General features: G+C 42.1%; 24 protein-coding genes. 16 read left to right on the forward strand and 8 right to left on the reverse strand.

Annotation, left to right across the window (positions count from 1 at the left end):
- Positions 1 to 4: 4 nt before the first annotated feature.
- On the reverse strand, positions 5 to 682 hold the full coding sequence (gene trmD / locus ACQRBJ_RS05425; RefSeq protein ID WP_445303031.1) for a tRNA (guanosine(37)-N1)-methyltransferase TrmD: 678 nt from the start codon (positions 680 to 682) through the stop codon (positions 5 to 7).
- Positions 683 to 1,008: 326 nt separating this feature from the next.
- On the opposite strand from trmD, the gene ACQRBJ_RS05430 reads away from it, so the two are divergent.
- From ACQRBJ_RS05430 to ACQRBJ_RS05440, 3 genes are all read left to right on the forward strand, one after another.
- Positions 1,009 to 3,270, forward strand: a complete 2,262-nt coding sequence (locus ACQRBJ_RS05430; protein WP_445303074.1) for an aconitate hydratase — start codon at positions 1,009 to 1,011, stop codon at positions 3,268 to 3,270.
- A gap of 2 nt (positions 3,271 to 3,272) precedes the next feature.
- Positions 3,273 to 4,619: a citrate/2-methylcitrate synthase gene (locus ACQRBJ_RS05435; protein WP_445303032.1), complete on the forward strand. Its 1,347-nt coding sequence runs from the start codon at positions 3,273 to 3,275 to the stop codon at positions 4,617 to 4,619.
- Between the two features lie 447 nt (positions 4,620 to 5,066).
- Entirely contained in the window at positions 5,067 to 5,429 is a 363-nt protein-coding gene (locus tag ACQRBJ_RS05440) for a hypothetical protein (RefSeq protein WP_294968755.1), read from the forward strand.
- A gap of 45 nt (positions 5,430 to 5,474) precedes the next feature.
- On the opposite strand, the gene hemW is transcribed toward ACQRBJ_RS05440, so the two are convergent.
- Complete coding sequence (gene hemW, locus ACQRBJ_RS05445) at positions 5,475 to 6,638, reverse strand: radical SAM family heme chaperone HemW (RefSeq protein WP_445303033.1); 1,164 nt, start codon at positions 6,636 to 6,638, stop codon at positions 5,475 to 5,477.
- Between the two features lie 256 nt (positions 6,639 to 6,894).
- On the opposite strand from hemW, the gene ACQRBJ_RS05450 reads away from it, so the two are divergent.
- The 3 genes from ACQRBJ_RS05450 to ACQRBJ_RS05460 all read left to right on the forward strand — a co-directional run bounded on the left by ACQRBJ_RS05450 (position 6,895) and on the right by ACQRBJ_RS05460 (position 11,620).
- Positions 6,895 to 9,057 carry an elongation factor G gene (locus ACQRBJ_RS05450; RefSeq protein ID WP_294968750.1) on the forward strand — a complete coding sequence of 721 codons (2,163 nt, stop codon included), beginning with the start codon at positions 6,895 to 6,897 and terminating at the stop codon, positions 9,055 to 9,057.
- A 256-nt stretch (positions 9,058 to 9,313) separates the two neighbouring features.
- A complete protein-coding gene (locus ACQRBJ_RS05455; protein WP_153123077.1) occupies positions 9,314 to 10,873 on the forward strand; it encodes a sensor histidine kinase in 1,560 nt (519 codons plus the stop codon).
- A gap of 48 nt (positions 10,874 to 10,921) precedes the next feature.
- A complete protein-coding gene (locus ACQRBJ_RS05460; protein WP_153123075.1) occupies positions 10,922 to 11,620 on the forward strand; it encodes a response regulator transcription factor RprY in 699 nt (232 codons plus the stop codon).
- 66 nt (positions 11,621 to 11,686) lie between these two features.
- On the opposite strand, the gene ACQRBJ_RS05465 is transcribed toward ACQRBJ_RS05460, so the two are convergent.
- On the reverse strand, positions 11,687 to 11,878 hold the full coding sequence (locus tag ACQRBJ_RS05465; protein ID WP_153123073.1) for a hypothetical protein: 192 nt from the start codon (positions 11,876 to 11,878) through the stop codon (positions 11,687 to 11,689).
- A gap of 239 nt (positions 11,879 to 12,117) precedes the next feature.
- Here ACQRBJ_RS05465 and rpsF point away from each other — a divergent pair, with 239 nt between their 5' ends.
- The 8 genes from rpsF (at position 12,118) to ACQRBJ_RS05505 (ending at position 18,210) form a co-directional block, all read left to right on the forward strand.
- Complete coding sequence (gene rpsF, locus ACQRBJ_RS05470; protein WP_153123072.1) at positions 12,118 to 12,462, forward strand: 30S ribosomal protein S6; 345 nt, start codon at positions 12,118 to 12,120, stop codon at positions 12,460 to 12,462.
- Positions 12,463 to 12,464: 2 nt separating this feature from the next.
- Positions 12,465 to 12,734, forward strand: a complete 270-nt coding sequence (gene rpsR, locus ACQRBJ_RS05475) for a 30S ribosomal protein S18 (protein ID WP_006847399.1) — start codon at positions 12,465 to 12,467, stop codon at positions 12,732 to 12,734.
- Between the two features lie 19 nt (positions 12,735 to 12,753).
- Positions 12,754 to 13,278, forward strand: coding sequence for a 50S ribosomal protein L9 (rplI, locus tag ACQRBJ_RS05480; RefSeq protein WP_445303034.1), 525 nt, complete (start codon positions 12,754 to 12,756; stop codon positions 13,276 to 13,278).
- Between the two features lie 208 nt (positions 13,279 to 13,486).
- A complete protein-coding gene (gene fabD / locus ACQRBJ_RS05485) occupies positions 13,487 to 14,374 on the forward strand; it encodes an ACP S-malonyltransferase (protein ID WP_217759918.1) in 888 nt (295 codons plus the stop codon).
- Between the two features lie 91 nt (positions 14,375 to 14,465).
- A complete protein-coding gene (locus ACQRBJ_RS05490; RefSeq protein WP_297158660.1) occupies positions 14,466 to 16,658 on the forward strand; it encodes an alpha-amylase family glycosyl hydrolase in 2,193 nt (730 codons plus the stop codon).
- Positions 16,659 to 17,320: 662 nt separating this feature from the next.
- Positions 17,321 to 17,632, forward strand: coding sequence for a helix-turn-helix domain-containing protein (locus ACQRBJ_RS05495; RefSeq protein WP_117727878.1), 312 nt, complete (start codon positions 17,321 to 17,323; stop codon positions 17,630 to 17,632).
- Positions 17,592 to 17,930, forward strand: a complete 339-nt coding sequence (locus ACQRBJ_RS05500; protein WP_445303035.1) for a hypothetical protein — start codon at positions 17,592 to 17,594, stop codon at positions 17,928 to 17,930. The genes ACQRBJ_RS05495 and ACQRBJ_RS05500 overlap by 41 nt, the downstream gene beginning before the upstream one ends.
- A 94-nt stretch (positions 17,931 to 18,024) precedes the next feature.
- Positions 18,025 to 18,210 carry a hypothetical protein gene (locus ACQRBJ_RS05505; RefSeq protein WP_308397549.1) on the forward strand — a complete coding sequence of 62 codons (186 nt, stop codon included), beginning with the start codon at positions 18,025 to 18,027 and terminating at the stop codon, positions 18,208 to 18,210.
- Positions 18,211 to 18,281: 71 nt separating this feature from the next.
- On the opposite strand, the gene ACQRBJ_RS05510 is transcribed toward ACQRBJ_RS05505, so the two are convergent.
- From ACQRBJ_RS05510 to ACQRBJ_RS05525, 4 genes are all read right to left on the reverse strand, one after another.
- Positions 18,282 to 19,532, reverse strand: coding sequence for a TonB family protein (locus ACQRBJ_RS05510; protein WP_445303036.1), 1,251 nt, complete (start codon positions 19,530 to 19,532; stop codon positions 18,282 to 18,284).
- Positions 19,533 to 19,553: 21 nt separating this feature from the next.
- Complete coding sequence (locus ACQRBJ_RS05515; protein ID WP_445303037.1) at positions 19,554 to 20,336, reverse strand: hypothetical protein; 783 nt, start codon at positions 20,334 to 20,336, stop codon at positions 19,554 to 19,556.
- On the reverse strand, positions 20,333 to 20,779 hold the full coding sequence (locus tag ACQRBJ_RS05520) for a hypothetical protein (protein WP_445303038.1): 447 nt from the start codon (positions 20,777 to 20,779) through the stop codon (positions 20,333 to 20,335). The genes ACQRBJ_RS05515 and ACQRBJ_RS05520 overlap by 4 nt, the downstream gene beginning before the upstream one ends.
- 886 nt (positions 20,780 to 21,665) lie before the next feature.
- Positions 21,666 to 22,010 carry a hypothetical protein gene (locus ACQRBJ_RS05525; RefSeq protein ID WP_445303039.1) on the reverse strand — a complete coding sequence of 115 codons (345 nt, stop codon included), beginning with the start codon at positions 22,008 to 22,010 and terminating at the stop codon, positions 21,666 to 21,668.
- A 565-nt stretch (positions 22,011 to 22,575) separates the two neighbouring features.
- On the opposite strand from ACQRBJ_RS05525, the gene ACQRBJ_RS05530 reads away from it, so the two are divergent.
- Together ACQRBJ_RS05530 and ACQRBJ_RS05535 are read left to right on the forward strand one after the other, a co-directional pair.
- Positions 22,576 to 22,803 (forward strand): hypothetical protein, encoded by a 228-nt coding sequence (locus tag ACQRBJ_RS05530; RefSeq protein WP_445303040.1) that lies wholly within the window; start codon positions 22,576 to 22,578, stop codon positions 22,801 to 22,803.
- Positions 22,804 to 22,896: 93 nt separating this feature from the next.
- A complete protein-coding gene (locus tag ACQRBJ_RS05535; RefSeq protein ID WP_441936826.1) occupies positions 22,897 to 23,106 on the forward strand; it encodes a DUF4248 domain-containing protein in 210 nt (69 codons plus the stop codon).
- 285 nt (positions 23,107 to 23,391) lie between these two features.
- Here ACQRBJ_RS05535 and ACQRBJ_RS05540 read toward each other — a convergent pair whose 3' ends face one another.
- The gene (locus tag ACQRBJ_RS05540; protein WP_295346239.1) at positions 23,392 to 24,285 is read right to left on the reverse strand and encodes a YitT family protein; all 894 of its coding nucleotides are present in this window, start codon (positions 24,283 to 24,285) and stop codon (positions 23,392 to 23,394) included.
- Positions 24,286 to 24,310 lie beyond the last annotated feature (25 nt).

The following is a 24,310-nucleotide window of genomic DNA, read 5'->3' on the forward strand; positions in this document are numbered from 1 at the left end:
TCGATTATCCTTTAAGCAAATCGGGTCTTAATCGTTGGGTCCTCTCCATGGCTTGGTCAAATTCCCACTGACGGATTTTGGCTTCATTACCGCTCAGTAATATTTCTGGTACTTTCCATCCCTTGTAATCGGCAGGGCGGGTATAGATAGGAGCAGCAAGAATGTCATCTTGGAAGCAGTCGGAAAGGGCACTCTGTTCATCGCTGATGACGCCTGGTACCAGCCTGATTACCGCATCTGAGATGATGGCAGCAGCCAATTCACCACCAGTTAACACATAGTCGCCTACGCTGATTTCTCTTGTGATGAGATGGTCGCGTACACGTTGGTCTATTCCCTTGTAGTGACCACACAGAATAATGAGGTTGCCCAGCATGGACATCTCGTTGGCAATCTTCTGGTTGAAAGTTTCGCCGTCGGGTGAAGCGTATATGACATCGTCATAGTCGCGTTCGGCTTTTAGTGCAGCAATGCATCGGTCGATAGGTTCGCATTGCATTACCATGCCAGCACTTCCGCCGTAAGGATAGTCATCTACTCGTTTCCATTTATCTAATGTATAGTCGCGCAGGTTATGAAGATGAATCTCTGCAAGACCCTTCTTCTGCGCACGTGCCAGGATTGATTCGCCGAAGAATCCTTCCAGCATCTCTGGTAATACTGTTATAATGTCTATTCTCATATTACGTGCAAAAGTAATAAATAAAGTGGAATACTCCAAATATTTTTTGCTTTTTCTTTTTCTTTTCTAACTATTTTTTGTTTTTCCTTATTTTTCTCTTAGAATTTGTTGTTTTGAAGTGGATTGTTGATGAAAATGGCATAAATATGCAACAAATATATCAAAAAACAAGAAATGCGGAATCAAAATGCTAAATTTTTAATAAAAAGTGCTACTAATTGCAGAAAAAATTGTAATTTTGCAAACAAATAATTCGATGTAATGCATATTCTTGTAGAAAAGATTGCATTCATGAATGTGGTAATAAATAATAATTAGTGAATAAGATGATACTGGACATTGAAATGCTGAGAAGCTTTTATGCTTCGTATTCGGAGAGTGTAGCCCAAGCAAAGGCTACAGTGAAACGACCTCTTACTTATGCCGAGAAGGTGCTTTTTGCGCATCTTTTCGACCCGACTCAGTTGCGACCATATAAAAGAGGTGTAGAATATGTTGACTTCCGACCTAATCGCGTGGCGATGCAGGATGCTACGGCGCAGATGGCACTCTTGCAGTTCATGAATGCGGGTAAGGATAAGGTAGCTGTGCCTGCTTCCGTACATTGTGATCATTTGATTCGCGCTGATGTGGGTGCTAACATCGATCTTCCTGAGGCTTGCAAGACAAATAAAGAGGTCTACGATTTCTTGAAGTCCGTATCTCAGAAATATCATATCGGTTTTTGGGGACCTGGTGCTGGTATCATTCATCAGGTAGTACTCGAAAACTACGCCTTCCCAGGAGGTATGATGGTGGGTACCGATTCCCATACTCCTAATGCCGGTGGCTTAGGAATGGTTGCTGTGGGTGTAGGTGGTGCTGATGCTGTGGATGTGTTGACCGGTCAGCCTTGGGAACTCAAGATGCCTCGTCTTATCGGTGTTCATCTGACCGGTAAGCTTTCAGGATGGGCAACTCCTAAGGATGTGATTCTTGAAATTCTTGGTATTCTTACCGTAAAGGGAGGTACCAATGCTATTCTCGAATACTTTGGTGAGGGATTGGATAGTATCTCTACTACAGGTAAGGCAACTATCTGTAACATGGGTGCTGAGTTGGGTGCTACTTGCTCTATCTTCCCATTCGACCAGAATGCCGGTGAATATCTGCGTAAGACGGGTCGTGAGGAAATTGCATCTCTCGCACAGCAGAATGCGGAAGAACTCCGTGCAGATGATGAAGTTTTGGCTAATCCTTCTGCTTTCTATGACCAGATTGTAGAAATAGACCTTTCTAAGGTGGAGCCTCATTTGAATGGTCCCTTCACTCCAGATGCAGCAACTCCAATATCTCACATGAAGGCTAAAGGTCCTGCCAATGATTATCCTATGGTGGTAGAAGTAGGTTTGGTAGGTAGTTGTACCAACTCTTCTTATCAGGATCTTGCCCGTGCGGCTAGCGTGGCTCGTCAGGCTTATGAGAAGGGGATTGAAGTGAAAGGTCAGCTAATCATTAATCCTGGTTCTGAGCAGATTCGCTATACTGCCGAGCGTGATGGCATCCTTGATGACTTTAAGAAGATTGGAGCTCTTATCATGACCAATGCCTGCGGTCCTTGCATCGGACAGTGGAAGCGTCATACAGAAGACAATACTCGCAAGAATGCTATTGTTACCTCTTTTAATAGAAACTTCCGCCGTCGTGCTGATGGTAACCCTAATACGTTTGCCTTCATTGGAAGTCCTGACCTTACGGTGGCTCTGACCATTGCTGGCAGATTGGATTTCAATCCTGCTACCGATACTTTGCTGGACAAGGATGGCAATAGCGTGAAGCTCGATGCTCCTACAGGCTTTACTTTCCCTCCAAAGGGATTTGCCGTAGAAGACAAGGGATTCATTGCTCCAAGTGAAGAAAATGCAAATGTAGAGGTAGTTATTGCTCCAGACAGCAATCGTCTTCAGAAACTGGCTCCTTTTGCTCCTTGGGATGGTAAGGATTTGGTAGACATGCCTTTACTTATCAAGACGGAAGGAAAGTGTACCACAGACCATATTTCTATGGCTGGACCTTGGTTGAAGTTCCGTGGACATCTGCAGAATATTTCAAACAACCTTCTGATGGGAGCCGTGAATGCCTTCAACGGTGAAAGTAATAAGGTGAAGAACCAGTTGGATGGCAATTATGTTGAGGTTTCTACAGCAGCTAAGGCTTACAAGGCACAGGGAATCAGCAGCATCGTGGTGGCAGAGGATAATTACGGCGAGGGATCTTCTCGTGAACATGCCGCTATGGAGCCTCGTTTCCTGAACGTAAAGGTGATTTTGGCTAAGAGTTTTGCTAGAATTCATGAGACAAACTTGAAGAAGCAGGGTATGCTTGCTCTAACATTCTGCAACAAGGACGATTATAACAAGGTACAGGAAGACGACCGTATCTCGTTGACTGGTTTGAAGGAGTTTGCTCCTGGCTCTAAACTCACCGTTACTTTAAAGCATAAAGATGGTTCTGAGGATAGTTTTGAGGTAGAACATACCTATAATGATACACAGATAGCATGGTTCAAGGCTGGTTCTGCATTGAATTTTGCTGCAAAAAACAAGTAGTCATGAACAAAGAATATTTAATATATAAGCTGAGTGATGAGGTTAAAAACTCATGCAAGATTGATAAAGAGGCATTCAAGAAGTTTAATGTAAAGCGTGGACTTCGTAATGAGGATGGTTCTGGCGTATTGGTTGGATTGACCAATATAGGTAATGTCGTGGGTTATGAGCGCGATGCAGATGGCAAGTTGACCCCTACAGAGGGTAAACTTTACTATCGTGGCTATGAGCTGGATGATCTGGTAAGCCCACTTCTGAAGGAAAAGCGCTTCGGTTTTGAGGAGGTTGCCTTCCTCCTGCTCTCAGGTCAGTTGCCTGATAAGGAGGAACTGGAGGCATTTAAGGAACTTCTGAACGACAATATGCCGCTCGATCACCGTACAATTACCCACATTATTGAGTTGGAGGGTAGCAATATTATGAATATTTTGGCTCGTTGTGTGCTCGAAATGTACACTTTTGATCCAAATCCTGATGATATCAGTCGTGATAACTTGATGCGCCAAAGCATTGAGCTGATAGCAAAGTTCCCTACGATTATTGCCTATGCATACAATATTTACCGTCATTCAGTGCAGGGTAGAAGTCTTCATATTCGTCATCCTCGTGAGAATCTCTCTATTGCAGAGAACTTTCTTTACATGATGAAGCATGAGAACTATTCTGAGCTGGATGCGCGCATGCTCGATCTTCTCTTGATTATTCAGGCAGAGCATGGTGGAGGTAATAACTCAACCTTTACAGTGCGTGTTACATCTTCTACTCGTACAGATACCTACAGCTCTATCGCAGCAGGTATCGGAAGTTTGAAAGGTCCTTTGCATGGTGGTGCCAATATCAAGGTTATCAATATGTTCCACCACTTAAAAGAGGCAATCAAGGATTGGACCAATGTAAACGAATTGGATATTTATCTCAAGCGTATGCTCAATAAGGAGGCTTATGATAAGACGGGACTTATCTATGGTATCGGTCATGCCGTTTACACATTGAGCGATCCTCGTGCTGTAGAATTGAAGCGCTTGGCTGGTGAACTTGCCAAGGAAAAAGGTAGAGAAGATGAGTACAATTTCTTGAAATTGATAGAGCAGGAGGGAATCAAATGTTTGCAGGAGCATCGTGGAGGAAGTAAGCCTGCGTGTGCAAACCTCGATTTTTATAGTGGCTTTATCTATGAAATGATAGGTCTGCCACAAGAGATTTATACTCCAATCTTCGCAATGGCTCGTATTGTGGGCTGGACAGCACATCGTATCGAGGAACTCAACTTTGAGGGTCGTCGTATCATTCGTCCAGCTTATAAGAACATTCTTGGTGAGCTTGATTATCTGCCGCTTGATGAAAGATAAAACGGTGATTCCTTTTATTGAAATATATAAAAGCTGGCAATACTCGTAGTGGGTATTGCCAGCTTTTTTCTGATAAAAAGCCAATAAAGGATGGTAATGGCGTTTCTGCTATCTTTTTGGGGACTGTTGTAGGCAAGGTGCTTGTATTTTGTTGCTTTTTGAATGTGTTTATTGAGAGTCTACACTTTTGGTGCATAAAAAACGTTAATAATTCATGAAAATAGGGGCGTTTATTTGCTGTTCTCAAAATAATGTGATAATTTTGCATATTGAAATTACGTTTTCAGGTAAAAGATGAAAGTTGAGGTCTAGCTATAGTAAATGTTTTAAACTTAGATCTCACCGTAAGTTTAAATTAGTATTAATCAAAATGGATTGCGTTATGAGCTCCGTTTTTTATCAATTGAATTTCTTTTGGTGATGAGCGGAACAGTAAATGAAAAAATTATGGAAAAAGAGTTTGAAGATTATTGGCTAAAGCATCAAAAAAGGTTAATTTTGAAATCGCCAAAGAACTTGAGAGAAGAGTATCTTGAGTCTACGCGCTTAGATACCCCGATGGATTGGGTATGCTTTGTATTGCCGATAGCTGTTGGCATCATACTTCAGCCTAGATTGAATTTTGAAAGTGAAATTCTGTCATGGGGCGTGGTTTTGCTTGTTGTGGTTGTGCTTTTTGCGCTACTTCAGATGTTCAAGCCTTATCTGCAAAAGAAAAAGACTACGATTCAGGCATTGGATGCTATTAAGAATTTCTATTATGAACGTTATAAGAAATATGGTCTAGACAAAATTGAGTCTTGGTCATAATATAAGTTGCGACATATTCTGGATTAGAATATGTCGCAACTTTTTTTACACTATCATGAAGTCGCTCATGATATCATCAGAAACATAGAGTCCTTTAGGAGTGAGCGAGAGGTGGTCGTTCTCTATCTTCATCAGGCCGCGGGCAATATGTTTTTGAGCTTCCGAAGTTAGTTGACGGGTTAGCTCTTCTCCAAATTCTTCTGCTACATGTTTTATACTGATGCCATCGGAAGTACGTAGGGCAGTAGCGATGAGGTCGTTGTATCGGGTATTGATGTCAAGTTCTTCTTTTTCTGATGGCAATGTGCCTTGTTCTATCTTTTCGATATATTGTGCCAGTTGAGCTATGTTCCAGCTTCTTGTGGCAAAAAGTTGCCCTCCTTTATGGATGCGTTTATATGAATGGGCTGCGGCTCCGATACCTATGTATGGAGTTTCGTGCCAATAGCTGCTGTTGTGGCGTGAACGATAGCCTGGGCGGGCAAAGTTGCTGATTTCGTAATGTTCGTAGCCGGTCTTGGTAAGAAGTTGTATCAGTGTATCGTACATGTTCCGGCTCATCTCTTCATCAATTACTTCAATTTTCCCCTGTTCTAATAAACGATAGAGTGAGGTCCCCTCTTCGTACATCAAGCTATATGCTGAGATATGTTCCACATTCAGACTGATGACCTCTTGGATGTCGCTTGTCCATTGCTCGATATTTTCGCCGGGAAAGCCGAACATGAGGTCGATACTGATATTGTTGATGCCAATGTTGCGCAGACGTTCTACGGCTATTCTGACTTCTTGAGCGTTGTGGCGACGGTGTAAAAAGCGCAAACGCTCATTGCTGAAAGTTTGGGCACCCATGCTGATGCGGTTGACCGGGAGCAGTTTGAGGGTTTGGCAAAACTCTTCTGTAATATCATCAGGATTGCATTCCATCGTGATTTCCATATTGCGAGTGAAATGTCCTAGATATTTATTGATTCCATCGAATAATTTGATGAGTTGTTCGCCCGTAAGTTGACTGGGCGTACCACCTCCTAAATATACAGTTTCTATCTTTTCTCCTTCTTCCAATTCTTGATGAATAGGGCGTAGAGACATTTCTTTGATGAGTGCGTCTACGTATGCATCCCTTAGTTTGAGGGATGTAGTGCTGTAAAAACCGCAATAAATGCAGCGGCTTTCACAAAATGGGATATGTATGTATAATCCAGCCATATTTTTTTACTTCCAGTTATTCCTTCTAGCTTACCCTTATCTTCTTATATATAATAAGGTGTAAGGAGGATTTCTATATTTAACAAAATGCAAAATTACTAATATGTTTTAAAAATAGGCAACTTTTTCGATAAAACTTTTGGAAGTATCAGAAAAAAAACGTAATTTAGTACCATGAAACGGAAAAACCGCATGGTTGGACTGTTGAAAACAACTAGCAAATTTAATGTATAACCCTTAAAAATCTATAAGCGTCATGAGAGTATATCAGACAAATGAGATTAAGAACATTGCATTGCTGGGCAGTGCGGGTAGCGGCAAGACTACACTTGCCGAAAGTATGTTATTTGAAGCAGGCGTTATCAAGCGTAGAGGCTCTGTAGAAGCGAAGAATACGGTGAGCGACTACTTCCCAGTTGAGCTGGAGTATGGTTACTCTGTGTTCCCTACCGTTTTTCACGTGGAGTGGAACAACAAGAAGTTGAATATCATCGACTGCCCTGGTAGCGACGATTTCGTTGGTGGTGCAATTACATCCCTCAACGTAACCGATCAGGCAGTTATCCTTATCAATGGTCAATATGGTCCAGAGGTAGGCACCCAGAACAATTTCCGTTATACCGAGAAGTTGAGCAAGCCTGTCATCTTCCTCGTCAACCAGCTTGACTCTGACAAATGTGATTTCGATAACCTCATTGCAACTATGAAGGATATATATGGTCCTAAGTGTGTGCAGATACAATATCCTATCGAGACCGGTCCTGGCTTCAATGCTCTCATTGACGTCTTATTGATGAAAAAATATTCCTGGAAACCAGAAGGCGGTGCTCCTATCATCGAGGATATTCCTGAGGAGGAAATGGACAAGGCAATGGAACTTCATGCAGCACTCGTTGAGGCTGCTGCCGAAAACGATGAGGGCTTGATGGAGAAATTCTTCGAGAGCGAAAGCTTGACAGAGGATGAACTCCGCGAGGGAATCCGTAAGGGATTGGTTACCCGTAGTATCTTCCCAGTATTCTGTGTTTGTGCAGGTAAGTCTATGGGTGTTCATCGTTTGATGGAGTTCTTGGGCAACGTGGTGCCTTTCGTAAGCGAGATGCCTAAGTTGCACAATACCCGTGGTGAGGAAGTTGCTCCTGATACCAATGGTCCTGAGAGTGTGTATTTCTTTAAAACAGGTATGGAACCACATATCGGTGAGGTAAGTTACTTCAAGGTGATGAGTGGCTCTATTAAGAGTGGTGATGACCTGACCAATGCCGACCGTGGTTCTAAGGAACGTATCGGACAGATTTATGCCTGCGCTGGTGCCAACCGTGTACCTGTGGATCAGTTGAACGCTGGTGATATCGGTTGTACCGTGAAGATGAAGGACGTGAAGACTGGCAATACCTTGAATGGAAAGGGTGCTGAGTGGCGTTTCGATTTCATCAAGTATCCTAATCCTAAGTATTCTCGTGCTATCAAGGCTGCTAATGCCCAAGATACAGAGAAGCTGATGGCTGCCCTTATCAAAATGCGTCAGGAAGACCCTACATGGATTGTTGATCAGAGCAAGGAGTTGCGTCAGATTATCGTTCGTGGTCAGGGTGAGTTCCACCTCCGTACATTGAAGTGGCGTTTGGAAAACAACGAGAAACTCAACGTTACATTCGAGGAGCCTCGTATTCCATATCGTGAGACTATTACCAAGAAGGCTCGTGCAGACTATCGTCATAAGAAGCAGAGTGGTGGTGCTGGTCAGTTTGGTGAGGTGCACCTCATTGTTGAGCCTTATGCAGAAGGTATGCCAGATCCAACATCATTCACTTTCAACGGCCAGGAGTTCAAGATGAATATCAAGAGCCGTGAAGAGGTTTCTTTGGAGTGGGGTGGCAAGTTGGTATTCCTCAATTCTGTTGTAGGTGGTGCCATTGATGCCCGATTCATGCCTGCCATTCTTAAGGGTATTATGGACTGTATGGAACATGGTCCTTTGACTGGTTCTTATGCTCGTGACGTTCGTGTAATCGTATATGACGGAAAGATGCACCCTGTAGACAGCAACGAGTTGTCGTTCATGTTGGCTGCACGTCATGCCTTCAGCGATGCCTTCAAGCAGGCTGGTCCTAAGATTCTTGAACCTATCTATGATTTGGAAGTTTATGTTCCTGCCGACTATATGGGTGATGTAATGAGTGATCTTCAGGGACGTCGTGCTCTTATCATGGGTATGGATTCTGAGGCAGGTTATCAGAAGCTCTGTGCTAAGATACCTCTCAAGGAACTTGCAAATTACTCTATTTCTCTCAGTTCGATTACCGGTGGTCGTGCTTCGTTTACAACCAAGTTTGCCAGCTACGAGTTGGTTCCTACCGACATTCAGGGCAAGTTGATTGCTGAGCACGAGGCTGAGTTGGCAAAGGAAGATGAATAATTGAATTATTCATTTGAAATATATAAGAATACATTAGTTTGAGAATTATCTCTCTTATATAAATTAAAATTTTATGTTGATATGACCAATGAGGGGGCGTGCATGTGATATGTACGCTCCTTTTTCGTCTTTTTATGTCTGTGTTAGTTTTGTATATGAAACTAAATGATTTATTTTTAGTTAATTTGCTTAAAAACCGATTAAATAATTAACTGTTTTGTGTTAACCAATTAAGAAAATTCCTATCTTTGCCCCCATGAAGAAGAAAACGATTTGGACCATAGCCATTATTATGGGCTTTTCGTTCCTTGCTCTGCTCTTTTTGCAGTTGAGTTACATCCAGGAGATGGTTAACATGAAGAAGGAACAGTTTGACGAATCTGTCAACAGAGCCCTATATCAAGCTTCAAGAAATCTGGAGCTGAATGAAACCTTGCGCTATCTTGAAAAAGATGTCAATGAGACAGAGCGGAAGGCGGCCAAGAAGGATTCTGCGGGTACTCGTAGCGGGATGCCTGATGGTACAGTGCAGCAATCGCATCAGTACTCGGTAGTAGGAAAGGATGGTACGGTGTATTCATCCTTTGAACTGAAAACCATCGCCATTAGTCCTGGCAATATGCCTAAGGCGATGATTTTGAGAAGCGATAAGAATTCGATCAACGAAACTCAGAAGTCGTTGCAGGAAATCGTCAAGAATCGCTATGTATATCAGAAAGCGTTGTTGGACGAGGTGGTTTATTCCATTCTCTATTCTGCATCTGATAAGCCTTTGAAGGAGCGTATCAACTTCAAGCAGCTGGATCAGGACTTGAAGGCAGAGATGATGAACAATGGTATTAACATACCATATCATTTCACCGTAACTACACAGGATGGACGTGAGGTGTATCGCTGTCCAGACTATAGCGATGAGGGCGAGGAATACAGCTATTCGCAGGTACTTTTCCGTAACGACCCGCAGTCGAAGATGGGAGTTGTGAAGATTCATTTCCCTGATATGAATAGTTACATCTTCTCCAGTGTGCGCTTCATGATACCAAGTATCATCTTTACTCTGGTATTGCTGATTACCTTCATCTTTACCATTGTGGTTATCTTCCGACAGAAGAGATATACGGAAATCAAGAACGATTTCATCAACAATATGACCCATGAGCTGAAGACGCCTATTGCCAGTATCAGTCTGGCAGCACAGATGCTAAATGATTCCTCTGTTTCCAAGAGTGAACAGATGCAGAAACATTTGGGTGGGGTGATAAACGATGAGTCTAAACGACTTCGCTTCCTTGTAGAGAAAGTGCTGCAGATGAGTATGTTCGACCGTAAGAAGGCGGTATTCAAGAAGAAAGAACTCGATCTCAATGAGATGGTGGAAAACATTGCTCATTCATTTGCACTCCGTGTTGAGCATACGGGGGGTAAGGTATATACCGATATTGAAGCGATTGATTCGGGGCTCTATGTAGATGAGGTACATTTCCAGAATGTAATCTTCAATCTGATGGATAATGCGGTGAAATATCGCAAACCGGATGAGCCACTCAACATTACGATGAAAACCTGGAATGATGAAGAACATCTTTATCTCTCTATAACTGATACCGGATTGGGTATGAAGAAGGAGAATCTGAAGAAAATCTTCGATAAGTTCTATCGTGTTCATACTGGTAATGTGCATGATGTGAAGGGATTCGGTCTCGGATTGGCCTATGTGAAGAAAATCGTGGATTTGCATGATGGCGAAATCAAGGTAGAAAGTGAATTCGGCAAGGGTACTACTTTCACCATAAAACTGCCGGTAATACATAGTTAAAAAGGAAATAAATAATAGGAATATTAACAAATTAAAATGGATTAAGATATGGAAGAGACAATTAAAATCTTGCTTTGTGAGGATGATGAGAACCTGGGTATGTTGCTTCGCGAATATTTGCAGGCAAAGGGGTATTCTACAGTGTTGTGTCCTGACGGTGAGCAGGGATTCAAGGAATTTACAAAGAATAAGTATGATATAGCTGTTCTTGACGTGATGATGCCGAAGAAAGACGGTTTCACCCTGGCACAGGATATTCGACAGGCTAATGCGGATCTGCCTATCATCTTCTTGACAGCCAAGACATTGAAGGAGGATATCCTCGAAGGTTTCAAGATTGGTGCTGATGATTATATCACCAAGCCATTCTCTATGGAGGAGCTGGTATTCCGTGTAGAGGCTATCTTGCGCCGTGTACGTGGCAAGAAGACCAAGGAGAGCACTCTGTATCACATCGGCAAGTTCGTATTTGATACACAGAAGCAGCTCCTTACTATTGGTGATCAACAGACTAAGTTGACAACCAAGGAGAATGAGTTGTTGGCTCTTCTCTGTTCACATGCCAATGAAATCCTGCAGCGTGATTTTGCCCTCAAGACAATCTGGATTGATGACAACTACTTCAATGCTCGCTCTATGGATGTGTATATCACCAAACTTCGTAAGCACCTGAAGGATGATGATCAGATTGAAATCATCAATATCCATGGCAAGGGTTACAAGTTGATTGTGCCAAACCAGGATTAATAAGCCGGAAAGACAGGCAAAGTATTCTGCTGATTAAAAAGATAAGGATGAGTCGAAGCAGTCGGCTCATCCTTTTTTGATAGTATAAATATATCCCGCTACCCCAGCAAGGATAAAAAACAAACCAGCGTAGAGCATGCTGTTGTTCTTGATGTTCATCGCAAAGCTGGCAGCAAGTAGCAATACGCCCAACACAATGAAAGCCATGCCCATGGTAGGGAGAGCACGGAATGATTTCTTTAATTTCTGATTCTTCATAATCTTTACTTCTTATTTTATTTTATATATTTAATAAGGTGTAACCCTTCAAAAAGTCTTCTAAAAACTTCATAAAAGCTAAAAAGAACAAATGTTTTCTGCAAAAGTACAAAAAATATTTGGTTAATTCAAGAAAAAGTCGTACTTTTGCACCGCAATTCGTGAAAAGGATGTTTTATGGCATCTTTTACGAAGCGCAAAATATTTATTAATAACAAATTTTAATTATCAAAAGTAGTATGAATCAATACGAAACCGTTTTCATTTTGACTCCCGTTTTGTCTGATGAACAGATGAAGGAAACGGTCGCTAAGTTCGAGAAGGTACTCACCGATAATGGTGCTGAGATTCTGAACAAAGAGGCTTGGGGTTTGAAGAAGTTGGCTTACAACATCGAGAAGAAGACATCAGGCTTCTACAGCCTGGTTGAGTTCAAGGCTGAGCCAACTGTTATCGCTAAGCTCGAAACAGCTTATCGCCGCGACGAGAAAGTAATTCGTTACATGACTGTTAAACTTGACAAGTATGCTGTCGCTTACGCAGAGAAGCGTCGTGCAAAGCTTGGTAAAAAAGAGGAGGCTTAATCATGGCAGATCAGAAATCAGAAATCCGTTATTTGACCGCTCCTTCTATCGACACAAAGAAGAAGAAGTATTGCCGTTTCAAGAAGAGCGGTATTAAGTACATCGACTACAAGGATCCAGAGTTCTTGAAGAAGTTCTTGAACGAGCAGGGTAAAATCCTTCCACGTCGTATCACAGGTACATCTTTGAAGTATCAGCGCCGTGTAGCACAGGCTGTAAAGCGTGCTCGCCAGATCGCTTTGCTTCCTTACGTAACCGATTTGATGAAGTAATTTAAGGAGGAGAAGAAGAATGGAAATTATTTTGAAGCAAGATATTATCGGTCTTGGATACAAGAACGATATCGTTAATGTAAAGAGTGGTTATGGTCGTAACTTCCTTATCCCTACAGGTAAGGCTGTTATCGCTTCTCCATCTGCTAAGAAGCAGTTGGCTGAGGATTTGAAGCAGCAGGCTCACAAGCTTGAGGCTATCAAGGCTGAGGCTGTTAAGAAGGGCGAGGCTCTCAATGGCGTTGTTCTTACTATTACTGCTAAGGTTAGTGCTACTGGTCAGCTCTACGGTTCAGTTAACGCTGCAACTGTTGCTGAGGAGCTCGCTAAGAAGGGCATCGAGGTTGATCGCAAGATCGTTACTATGAAGGATGCTAAGAAGGTTGGTGAGTACGAGGCTACAGTACACTATCACAAGGAGGTTGAGGTTAAGGTTCCTGTTATCGTTGTTGCTGAGAATGCTCCTGTAGCTGCTCCAGCTGAGGCTTCTGTAGAGGCTCCTGCTGCTGAGGCTGCTGAGGAAGAGGCTCCTGCAGCTGAGTAATCCTTAATCAATCAATTTGTCATTAGTACGATAATTTTCGCACTGTAAAGCAAATTAATATAAAGAATCCCTTTTGCCGGAAGGCATTAGGGATTTTTTTTGTTTTTCTCTCCCGATTCTCAGAAAAAAATTGTATCTTTGCACCCGAATTGGAAGTATTTATAGTAAAATAGTATATTAATAATAAACTTTTAAAATAAGGATAAAAATGAAAGCATTTGTTTTCCCTGGTCAGGGTTCTCAGTTCGTAGGTATGGGTAAGGACCTCTACGACAACAACGCATTGGCAAAAGAACTTTTCGATAAGGCCGACGAGATTCTCGGCTTCAAGATTACTGATATTATGTTTGCAGGTACTGATGAGCAGTTGAAGGAAACCAAGGTTACACAGCCTGCTGTGTTCCTCCACTCTGTTATCTCTGCTCTCTGCTTGGGTGAGGAGTTCCAGCCTGCAATGGTTGCTGGTCACTCTCTCGGTGAGTTCTCTGCATTGGTAGCTGCTGGTGCAATGGCTTTCGAGGATGGTTTGAAGCTTGTTGCTGCACGTGCTAATGCTATGCAGAAGGCTTGCGAGGCTAATCCTGGTACTATGGCTGCTATCATCGGTTTGCCTGATGAGAAGGTTGAGGAAATCTGCGCTCAGGTAAGCACAGAGGGCAACGTAGTTGTTGCTGCTAACTATAACTGCCCTGGTCAGCTCGTTATTTCTGGTAATGTTGATGCTATCAATGCTGCTTGTGAGCAGTTGAAGGCTGCTGGTGCTAAGCGTGCTTTGCCTTTGAAGGTGGGCGGTGCTTTCCACTCTCCATTGATGCAGCCTGCTAAGGATGAGCTTCAGGCAGCAATCGAGAAGACTACTTTCTCTGCTCCTAAGTGCCCTGTTTATCAGAATGTAGACGGTAAGCCTCATACTGATCCTGCTGAGATTCAGCAGAACCTCATCGCTCAGCTCACAAGTTCTGTACGTTGGACTTCATCTGTTCAGGCTATGATTGCTGATGGTGCTGATGATTTCACAGAGTGTGGTCCAGGCAAGGCTTTGCAGGGTATGATTGGCCGCATCGACAAGAATGTAGCTGCTCACGGCATTGCTTAATTGAGATTTAATTATAGTCAGCGCTTTATTTTCTCAGCAAAGGCGTTGTTGGGAAGATAAAGCGTTTCATTCTTTACGTATAGACCGCTAAATGAAGGAAAAAATTATTATTTACCAGGTTCTCCCTCGACTCTTTGGCAATCAGAATACCAATTGCAAGGAGAATGGTACAATAGAAGAAAACGGTTGCGGAAAGCTTAATAACTTTACTGATGAGGTTCTGGCCCGTATTCATGACATGGGCTTTACACATATTTGGTATACAGGTGTGATTCGTCATGCCACACAGACAAACTACTCATCTTATGGAATTCCTACCCAACATGCTGAGGTGGTAAAGGGCAAGGCAGGTTCGCCATACGCCATCACCGATTATTATGACATCGATCCGGATTTGGCGGAGAATGTCAGTCTAAGAATGAAGGAGTGGGAAATGCTTATTGAGCGCACGCATAAGGCTGGTATGAAAGTTGTGATGGACTTTGTGCCAAATCATGTGGCTCGTGAGTATCATTCCATTTGCAAACCGGCAGGTGTACGAGATTTGGGAGAAGATGATGATCCTAACATGCATTTTTCTACCAAGAATAATTTCTATTATGCTTGGGGCGATTTAGATTTGAACGATGTTCGCTACTCTAAGCCGGAGTTCAAGGCTTTTCATGCCAAGGATGCCAAGATATATGAACAATATAAGGAGAGTCCTGCTAAGGCAACGGGTAACGACCGCTTTGACAACCGTCCTGGCTGCAACGACTGGTATGAGACCGTGAAACTCAACTATGGTGTAGATTATTGTGATGCGGGAGGCAGAAGCTATCATTATGAGCCTGTGCCAAATACATGGGGCAAGATGACGGATATCCTGCTTTATTGGGCAAGCAAGGGTGTAGATGGTTTCCGCTGCGATATGGCAGAGATGGTGCCTACTGCATTCTGGTCTTATGCCACACAGATATTGAAATCGAAGTATCCTCACATTGTTGTAATAGGTGAGGTATATGATCCTAACCAGTACCGCAACTATGTGAAGGCAGGTTTCGATTATCTTTATGATAAGGTGGGAATGTATGATTGCCTGCGTGGTGTGGTTCGGGGTGAGCGCCCTGCTGCCAGTATCACTCATGAATGGCAGGTGGTGGATGATATCCGCCAGCACATGCTCTATTTCCTGGAAAACCATGATGAGCAGCGCATCGCCAGCGATTTCTTCTGCGGCAATGCCATGAAGGCAATTCCTGCAGCAGCCATGAGCCTCTTCTTCCAGAAGAATCCTTTCATGCTTTATAGCGGACAGGAGTTTGGCGAGAAGGGTATGGACAAGGAGGGATTCAGCGGAAGAGATGGTCGTACCACAATATTCGACTACTGGAGTCCTTCAACTTTGGCACATGCTTATCAGGATTCTGCCGATGAGACTTTGACAGCTGAGCAGAAGTATCTGGCAGCTACCTATCGCCAGCTTCTTCGTCTTGCTAATGAAGAGAAGGCGCTTCGAGAAGGTGATACTTTCGACCTGATGTATGTGAATCCTGGTTCAGAGGGCTTTGATCCACGTACCAATTTTGCTTTCCTTCGCAAGAAGGATAATGAGGTGATGCTCATCGTGCTCAACTTTGCCCAGGAGGCTCGCCAGCTTCAGGTATGTATCCCTGGTCATGCTTTCGATTTCTTCCAGATCACTGAAGAGGAGGTTCTCGTTACCGAACTGTTCTCGGGAGGCAAGAAGAAGGTTGAGCTGAAAAAGGATGGTGTATTCCCGATATCCATGGATGCTAACGGAGTAAGAATCTATAAATTCAATGTCAAGATGGAGGAAAGTGATATTATATTGAACGAGCATCATAAGGAGGAGTTCCCTCCTGCTCATACGGCTGAGCATCTGCTCAACCAGTTGATGGTTCGTATGTTTGGTTGCGAGCGTAGCAAGAATGCCCATGTCGAGCGCAAGAAGAGTAAGATGACCTTCGTAGTCGATCACAAGCCTACCCGCCAGGAGGAAAAGGAGATTGAGACGGAGATGAATCGCCTGATAGAGCTTGATATGCCAGTAACTTACGAGTTCGTAGATCGTGATCACATTCCAGCAGAGGTGAAACTCGATCGTTTGCCTGATGATGCTAGTGATACCTTGCGTCTGGTTCGTATCGGTGATTATGATGTTTGTCCATGTATTGGCAAGCATGTACGTTCTACGGCGCAGATTGGTAAGTTTGTATTGCTCGGAACAAATTGGGATGAGCATGCCCATTCATTGCGTATTCGTTTCAAGATCGTGCAGTAGTGATAAAATATAGTAACGATATAAAAAAAGCAGCAATGGCTATACTTTTCAGTAGTAGCTATTGCTGTTTTTTTTTCTTATATAGCAAGATGTGATTTTTTCTCCTGATATAAATTGTTTATGCACCAGGGAGAATTCTTCGTTCAGCGTCTTTGAATGTCGGTTCAGCGTCTTTGAATGTCGGTTCAACGTCTTTGAACGACAGTTCAACGTCTTTGAATGACGGTTCAACGTCTTTGAATAGAAATTTATCCTATAAGAGAGAAACATTTATTGAGGTATAGATGCTTTTCTATGCCTTTTGACATCTTTGTTAGTGTCAGTCTTATCCTATAAATACGTTTCTTTGTCTGTGCTCGTCTGATGGGCACATACGGACCAACTGATGGGCATCGATGGATCAACAGACGAGCACTCACTGCTCATCACGTGAGCATTGAGTGCCCATAGTATAGAGTGATTTTTGGGCACTTTGTGCAAAAAGAGCATCAAAAGTACGTCATTTATCAGAAAAAATAGAAAGGAAAAAAATAATCTCTTGAAAGCTTGCCAGTCTCATTCCTTTTTATTATTTTTGCAACCATAAATATCAGTATATTGAAGATAAAGGCTGATATAAAGGGTAAATATCATTATAATGATAGATAAATGAATAGAAGATTATGGCAGATTTATATGAATATTCTACTCCAGAGTTGGTACGCTTGTTGGGAATGAGATTCAAAGAATATAGAATGAGATGCAATCTCACCCAGAAAGAGGTAGCCGAGCTTACGGGGCTTGGTTTGACCACCATCCACAAGTTTGAGAATGGAACAGCGGGCAATCTTTCGCTTGCCACTTTTCTTCTCTTGTTGAAGGTGGTGGGGCAGATTGATGCCATAAATGATGTGCTTCCAGAACTACCCCCTTCACCTTATTTGATGAGAAAGGATGAGAAGAAGGCACAGAGAATACGTCATACAAAACGATGATAGATGGATCAGTTCCATAGAGTCAGCGATAAATGCTCATCTCGTATCATGGGGGTTGGAGGATAAAGACAACAGTTCTTCTTCTTCTTTTGAGATAGATGGCAAAAGTTGTACAGATGTTCGCATAGAACAGGCCTACAAAGGCAACTTCCATTTGTATGCAAGCATAGATGGGCGAGGCTGTAAGTTTATTATCGGAAAGAACAAGCCCGAATATGCTTTGATTCAAGAGTTGGGATTGTCCAATCTTTCTAAATCGATGCTCAGAGATTTGGTTGCGAAATATCTGGTGAGATAGAATAAATGGGATAAAAAACAGAAAACGGCAGTTTCTTTGATAATACTTTTCTATTGTCTTCATCAATTATGAGGATAAAATCATACATAGTGCAATGTACTTGTTGTATATCAGCTATATTAACGAAGCAACAAACTTTGTAGAAAGCCTAGGTGGTGGTATCGATACTAAGGATTGGGGATATGAGAAGGACGAAGATGAGATAGAATGGATAAGACGATGCTTGCGACAAGCTACGAAGATGGTAAAATCAAGAAAGGGCAAAGGGTTAGGTCGATAACGAGAACCAGCCATTCTCTCATATAATGAAGGAGAATGGCTGGAGCGGACACATCATATTTTCTTTGTGTCTTATTGCAACCGGAATACGAAAGGATGGCTACATTCCACTTTTACGGTTTTTCCATTTATTTGTCCAGGAATCCATTTCGGCATGGCTTTGACTACTCGCATTGCCTCATTGTCCAAACTCGGACTAACAGATCGGTCTACCTCAACGTTACTTATACTGCCGTCTTTTTCCACGATAAACTTTACAACAACCCTTCCTTGAATGCCTTTTTCTTGTGCCCATACAGGATACTTAAGATTAGATGCGATAAATGTATTTAATGCATTGGTGCCACCAGGGAAAGAAGGCTGTTGGTCAACATCGTCACCATTAAATATCTTATTGCTCTCACTTTCATTTTGTTCCTTTTTTGAATAAATATCATTATCTCCCTTTTTGAACACATAAACATAGTTAGTAAGGTACTTATCTTTTAAGCCTAAATCATTGAACCTTACAGCAACAGGTTTCACCCTGCTAGAAAAAGTTATTTTTACACTATCCGCATAATCAAAAAAATCCTCTCTAATATATCCGCTGGTTCCCCCCTCTCCTCCACTTATTTCCCAACGCATATAAGGTCTTTGACTGAACAATATAGTTGAAGGACACAAATCACTAGCATAGCCTTCTGATTCTGGGTTTGTGACATAAACAAATTTGTCACAACGTAGCATTGGTAATACTATTAGATCGCCATATCGAAGTCCTTGTTCAAAGTTCGTTTTAAACTCCTTAGCAATGTCAATCGGAACCTTGTAGCGTATTTTTGTTGTTATATGTCTGAATGAAAATGTTACAGGATATTCTTCTTTGTCGGCATTATAAGTGTCTAAATTCATCCTCCAATCACTACCTTCAATGTTATTTTTAATAACATTATAGCAAATCGAATCAAATACTACCGTTGAACCTTCTTGCAAGCGTTTGTCGTAGTCTACAGTTTTCTCAAACTCTCCCTTTTCCAGCCATTTCGAAAACTCACTTCCGATTTCTTCGTTTATCCAGTATTCATCAGATTGACCATGCCAGTATTTTTTCAAGTATTCTTTCATGTATTCTGTTATATCATTACTTGTCGATGAGATATTAAGTCTTTTCTTTTGCTGTACTTTTGTCGTTGTACTTTTTCTTATGGGCACAGTTTTTCCCTTGATTACCTGCGCAGGATTCCCCGACTTTCTTATTCGAGGTGTAACCTTTCTTGTCTGAGCATTGACTGCGACAAGAACAAATAGCGCAGCCACTATCATTAAAATCGTTTTCTTCATTGCTTTATATTTTAATTGTTTTCAATCATAGAAATACATTAGATGTTCCAACCCAACTTCCACCTTGACTCCATTGTTTTCACCTCTTGAAAACCTTATGTATCTTTTTCCTTCTTCATATTCCGATTTTGCTATATAATAAGTTTGATATCCGTAACCTTTCTTTTTCAGTTCCACCTGGAATGGATTGAAATCGTAATACTCTTTATTGACTATATCCGTAACATTCAGCCCCTCACATACAAGTTTTTCAGAAACAGGTAATGTCATTATTGACTTCGCCAATTTGTTGAAATCTTCTGCATTGTTCAGTTCTAAATACAATTTTCTTGAAGCTATTGCAGGCAAAACAAAATCCTCGTATGATGCTTCGTCATCATATTCATAAACATTACCTTGTCCATCAGTCAAATACATATCGTAATTTTCGCCATCACCAATGTATTGGAAGATATAAGTGGCTTCATCGGAATCAGTAGTAGTCTCTGCCGACTCACTTATTGATGAATGCTCTTTGGCTGCTTCTTTAACGGCATTCTTTCCGAATTTATTTAACCCAAACTTACCCACACAGAGCAATATGATGACAAGTACAGGCAATAGAACTTTCCATGTTCTTCGAATAAAGGAAGGCTTCTCATCCATCTCTTCTTCACTATAATCTTCTGGTTCTTCGCTTTCTGTCTGTTGAGGGTTGCCAGACATATCGTTTGTGTCAAGCCATTCTCCGCAGTATCTGCACTTTTTTGCCACAGCGAGTATTTTCTCTCCGCAATATGGGCAACGTTTGTATTTTGAATTCATAATTCTATTGTTTTTAGTTGATTTCGTATTATATTTCTGATGAGTTGTTCTATGGCTTCTGCATTTTTACAACAATAAAGATTATAATTTTCTATAGTGTCATTCTGCTCTCCATGTAGAGCAGAAATTTGGACAACTTTGTACTGGTTTTTACTTGCCAACTCATACACCGTGTTCACGGTATCTTTAGAAGTACGTGAGGCGCACACGATAATTTCACAACCAGCATCAATAAGTTTTTCTATTGGTTCACGATTTCCCCAAGAATCTCCCACAGATGATATGCCTATACCATGCTCGACATTTTTATCTTGTACAATAGACAAGAAATCTCCTGTACTTTCAGGGTAATGTCCTGTTAGGCGGAAAAACAACTCTCTGATCGATGTCGTTTTTCCAGAATTAGCTCGTGCGCTAAGACAGATAATTGTTTTGTCAATCATACCGTTCCGTTTTTTACCAATGGCTACCATATTGGCATGATTAATAAATGGTTGGTATATATACATGAAAGCGTGGAGCCAGTCCTGTCACTCGTTCCACTTGTTAAGGCCTTCGCATTGCCCTGTTCGTCCGAAACGAGCAACGCCGAAAGCCCCACGCCAGTGTAAGTATATAGAAAGCACCCTTGACAACGAACAATAGAATCGTCCGAAGCCAATGAGAACTGTATATAATACACCCCATGAGGCGTTCCCGTTGCTTTGTCTTTGACGAACAGTTGAGAGTTTGCGAAGTTCTAACAAGTCAAAACCAAAGCGTACAGTTACGCCTTATATGTATATATGTCTGCCCAACCTCTGCCCATCGGGGCTTCCGGTATGGGTATAGACGTTACAAAGATAACACTTTTATCTTGGAAACCACTTTATTTGGCTGGAAAAGTATGATTTTAAGGTCTGATTTAACATTATTAAATATGAATATGTCAAAGAATTCCACTTTTGCGTGATTTTTCTTGCTGAAAAGTTTGTATTATCAAGGATTACTCGTTTCTTTGCACCGTCTGTTCCCACCAAGCCTCTCAACGATGCTCAAATGCGTGGGGCTTTTTTGTTTATATGGGTATATGGCAACAAGAATTCCGTTTATAAAAACATATTCCACGCCCCATGAGTTAGTGCAGCTACTCAAAACAAGAGGTATGGAGTTTTGAATCTTGGATTAAAATCTTTACTTTTCGTATCTAATCAGGCTCACACGGATCTCACGGATTCAAACTACTTCCAGCCTCTACAGCTTTTGGTTTTACAGCACCCCCTTCCAACCAGCTTTCACCAGCAGGAAGGCGGCGCCTTAATGGTTCTAAATCAAACTAAAAAAATGAAATTATTGTTTTCCAATCTCGTCCTGGGCCTTCTTCAAGGCGCGGATTCTTAACTCCTTCTCTACTCGCTTCTTCACTTCCTTCTCTATCTTGTCCTCAATAATCTGGTTGAGAGGACGGGAGAATGGATGGCAACCGTAATCGGCGTTCTCCTTCGTGTGACAGAACAACACCGTGCAAACTTCCAACAATGCCTCCAGACGAACCTCCTCGCTAGGATAATGGGTGAAAATCCAATTGGTAAAACGGACAAACTCGGAGAGCAACATATGCTCGCCCTTGTTCAAATGGGTGAAGAAACTGCGGGTCAGGTGAAACGCTTTCTTGATGTCACTCTTCTTCAACACCCAGGCACGCATGCCTTCGGTCTACTCATGATAAGTCGCCTTCTCTGAATAAATGTGCTTGGCAGACTTCACTAACTGGTTTGACAACTTGTCGAAACACTGCTCGGCAGTCTTCGACGAAATCTCAGCCGCGAGCTTCAACTTCTCAGCGGCAGAAAGTAGGATTTTCTTTTTTCATCGTTCCTTTTTAAACAAAATTAATACTTAAATTATTTATTTTTACCACAATGTGGTAATTTTCGATTTCCTATATCGCCCTTTTGTCGTAACTTTGCTGACAGTTACCGAATGGTGAACAGCGGGGTGAACACTTGCCCCAAGCATTCACCTTTTCGGCTCCGGGGTGAACCCTAATAAAAAGAACTTTGTATATACAGCGCATGCTAGAAATATAAGAGTCTCTATTATAATGGGTTATATAGTATTTTTAACACATTATTAACGCTAAAGGTTGGCATCGGGGTTCACCCTTCACCAACTTCATCGCCAAGTGTTCACCCACACTCTTTCGTAGAGTACGTTGCAAACAACAAAATAGAATATTAACAACTGATAATTTTAAAAAATGGAAAAAGAACCAAACAAAAGCATGTATGAGGCTGCTACGATGCCATCGTACTTCCCTTGTACCAAATCTTCGGAGAGCCATCCACTCGCCGACTTCCTAAAACCTACCTACATGTTCCAGCTCGACTTCGACCATGTGAAGAAGGAAGATATGGCCATAGAGAAGGAACCTATCGAGCTGAACAGCGACGCTGCCGTCGATCCTACGGATACTTTCGGGGACTAAGTATCTTACTTTCGACCCGTAAGTATGTTACTTTCAACCCGTAAGGATAATACTTTCAACCCGTAAGTATAATACTTAAACATCAAAAGCTATATGGATATAAGAAGCTATACGAAGCAGGAACTGGCTCTGCTCTATTTCCCCGATTCGTCACCCATGGTGGCAAGTGCTCATCTGATGCGTTGGATTTGTCGCAATCCCGACCTTCTGAAGAAGCTTCATGAAAGCGGATACGACAAGAACAGCAAGGAATTCACACCTATGCAAATTTCCTATATTATCTATTTTCTCGGCGAACCATAGGCTTCCAAGTATGAGAAAGTATGAGAAAGTGTGAGCAAGTATGAGAAAGTATGAAGTGGCGTTTTCAGATTTCGTATCTTTGCTTTGTCATTCAAAGAGGATGATGCTCCTGCCCCATCGGGGGTAGAAGGATACTATCACTAAATTAACCACTTTATGATTCAGTACGTGTTAAAAAAGAACATCAATGAGAAGATGCCGAATGCCTATGGCAAGTTCTTCGCCTATCCGGTCATCACTCAGACATGCGATATCTGCGTGACATGCCAACAAAAAAAGCATGGATTAAACTCCATGCTCTTTTTTGCTTTTATATTTAATCTTGTCAAAACCTTCACCATACACACCGATAACGGCACTCTGACTGACAAAGGCATGTGGATCTATCTCACTGATAAGACGGAAGATAGCAGGAGCCTGGCGCTGCTTTGCCAGCACGAACAGCATCTTCACATCCTGACCGGAATAAAAACCGCTGGCATTCACCACCGTTACTCCCCTATCAGCATCTACATTGATGCGCTTGCCTATCTCCTCATACTTCTGCGAAATGATAAAGAACTGTACGCTTCGTCTTCTGCTGTTTACCACCTGGTCGATACAGAATGCCTGAACACAAAGGACTACATAACCATATAACACCTTCTCCCAATCGTGTACCACCAGATAGCTGGAACTGATGATGAAGATGTCGCATATCATAATCACTCTACCTAAGGAAATGTCGCGATACTTGTTGATGATGGCTGCGATGATATCCGTACCACCCGTACTTCCACCAACAGAGAAACCGAGTCCGATTCCGCAGCCACAGAAAACGGCACCCAGGAAAGCAGCCCATAAAGGTTGGTTTTCCAAGAGATGAATATCGCCTAAACGACTGGAGAAGAAGGAGGTCAAGGCGGTTACCACGATGACGGCATAAACGGTCTTGACGCAGAACTTAGCTCCCAAAATCTTGAACGCACATATTAATAAGGTGGCGTTGACGATAAAATACGGAATTTGCACAGGGCAACCGGTTGCCCAATAGATAATACTGGAGATACCAGGAAGTCCGCTTGCTGTTACATTGGTTGGCAAGAGGAACACGTTCCATCCAATAGCGTAGGATATCATACCCATCGCAATCAAAACATAGTCTTGTACAGACTTCCACAAGGGTCGAGGAGAATTCATATTTAATTAATAGTTTATAATTAAT

It is taken from the genome of Prevotella sp. SGI.167 (assembly GCF_050313615.1).
In the GTDB taxonomy this organism is placed as follows: domain Bacteria; phylum Bacteroidota; class Bacteroidia; order Bacteroidales; family Bacteroidaceae; genus Prevotella.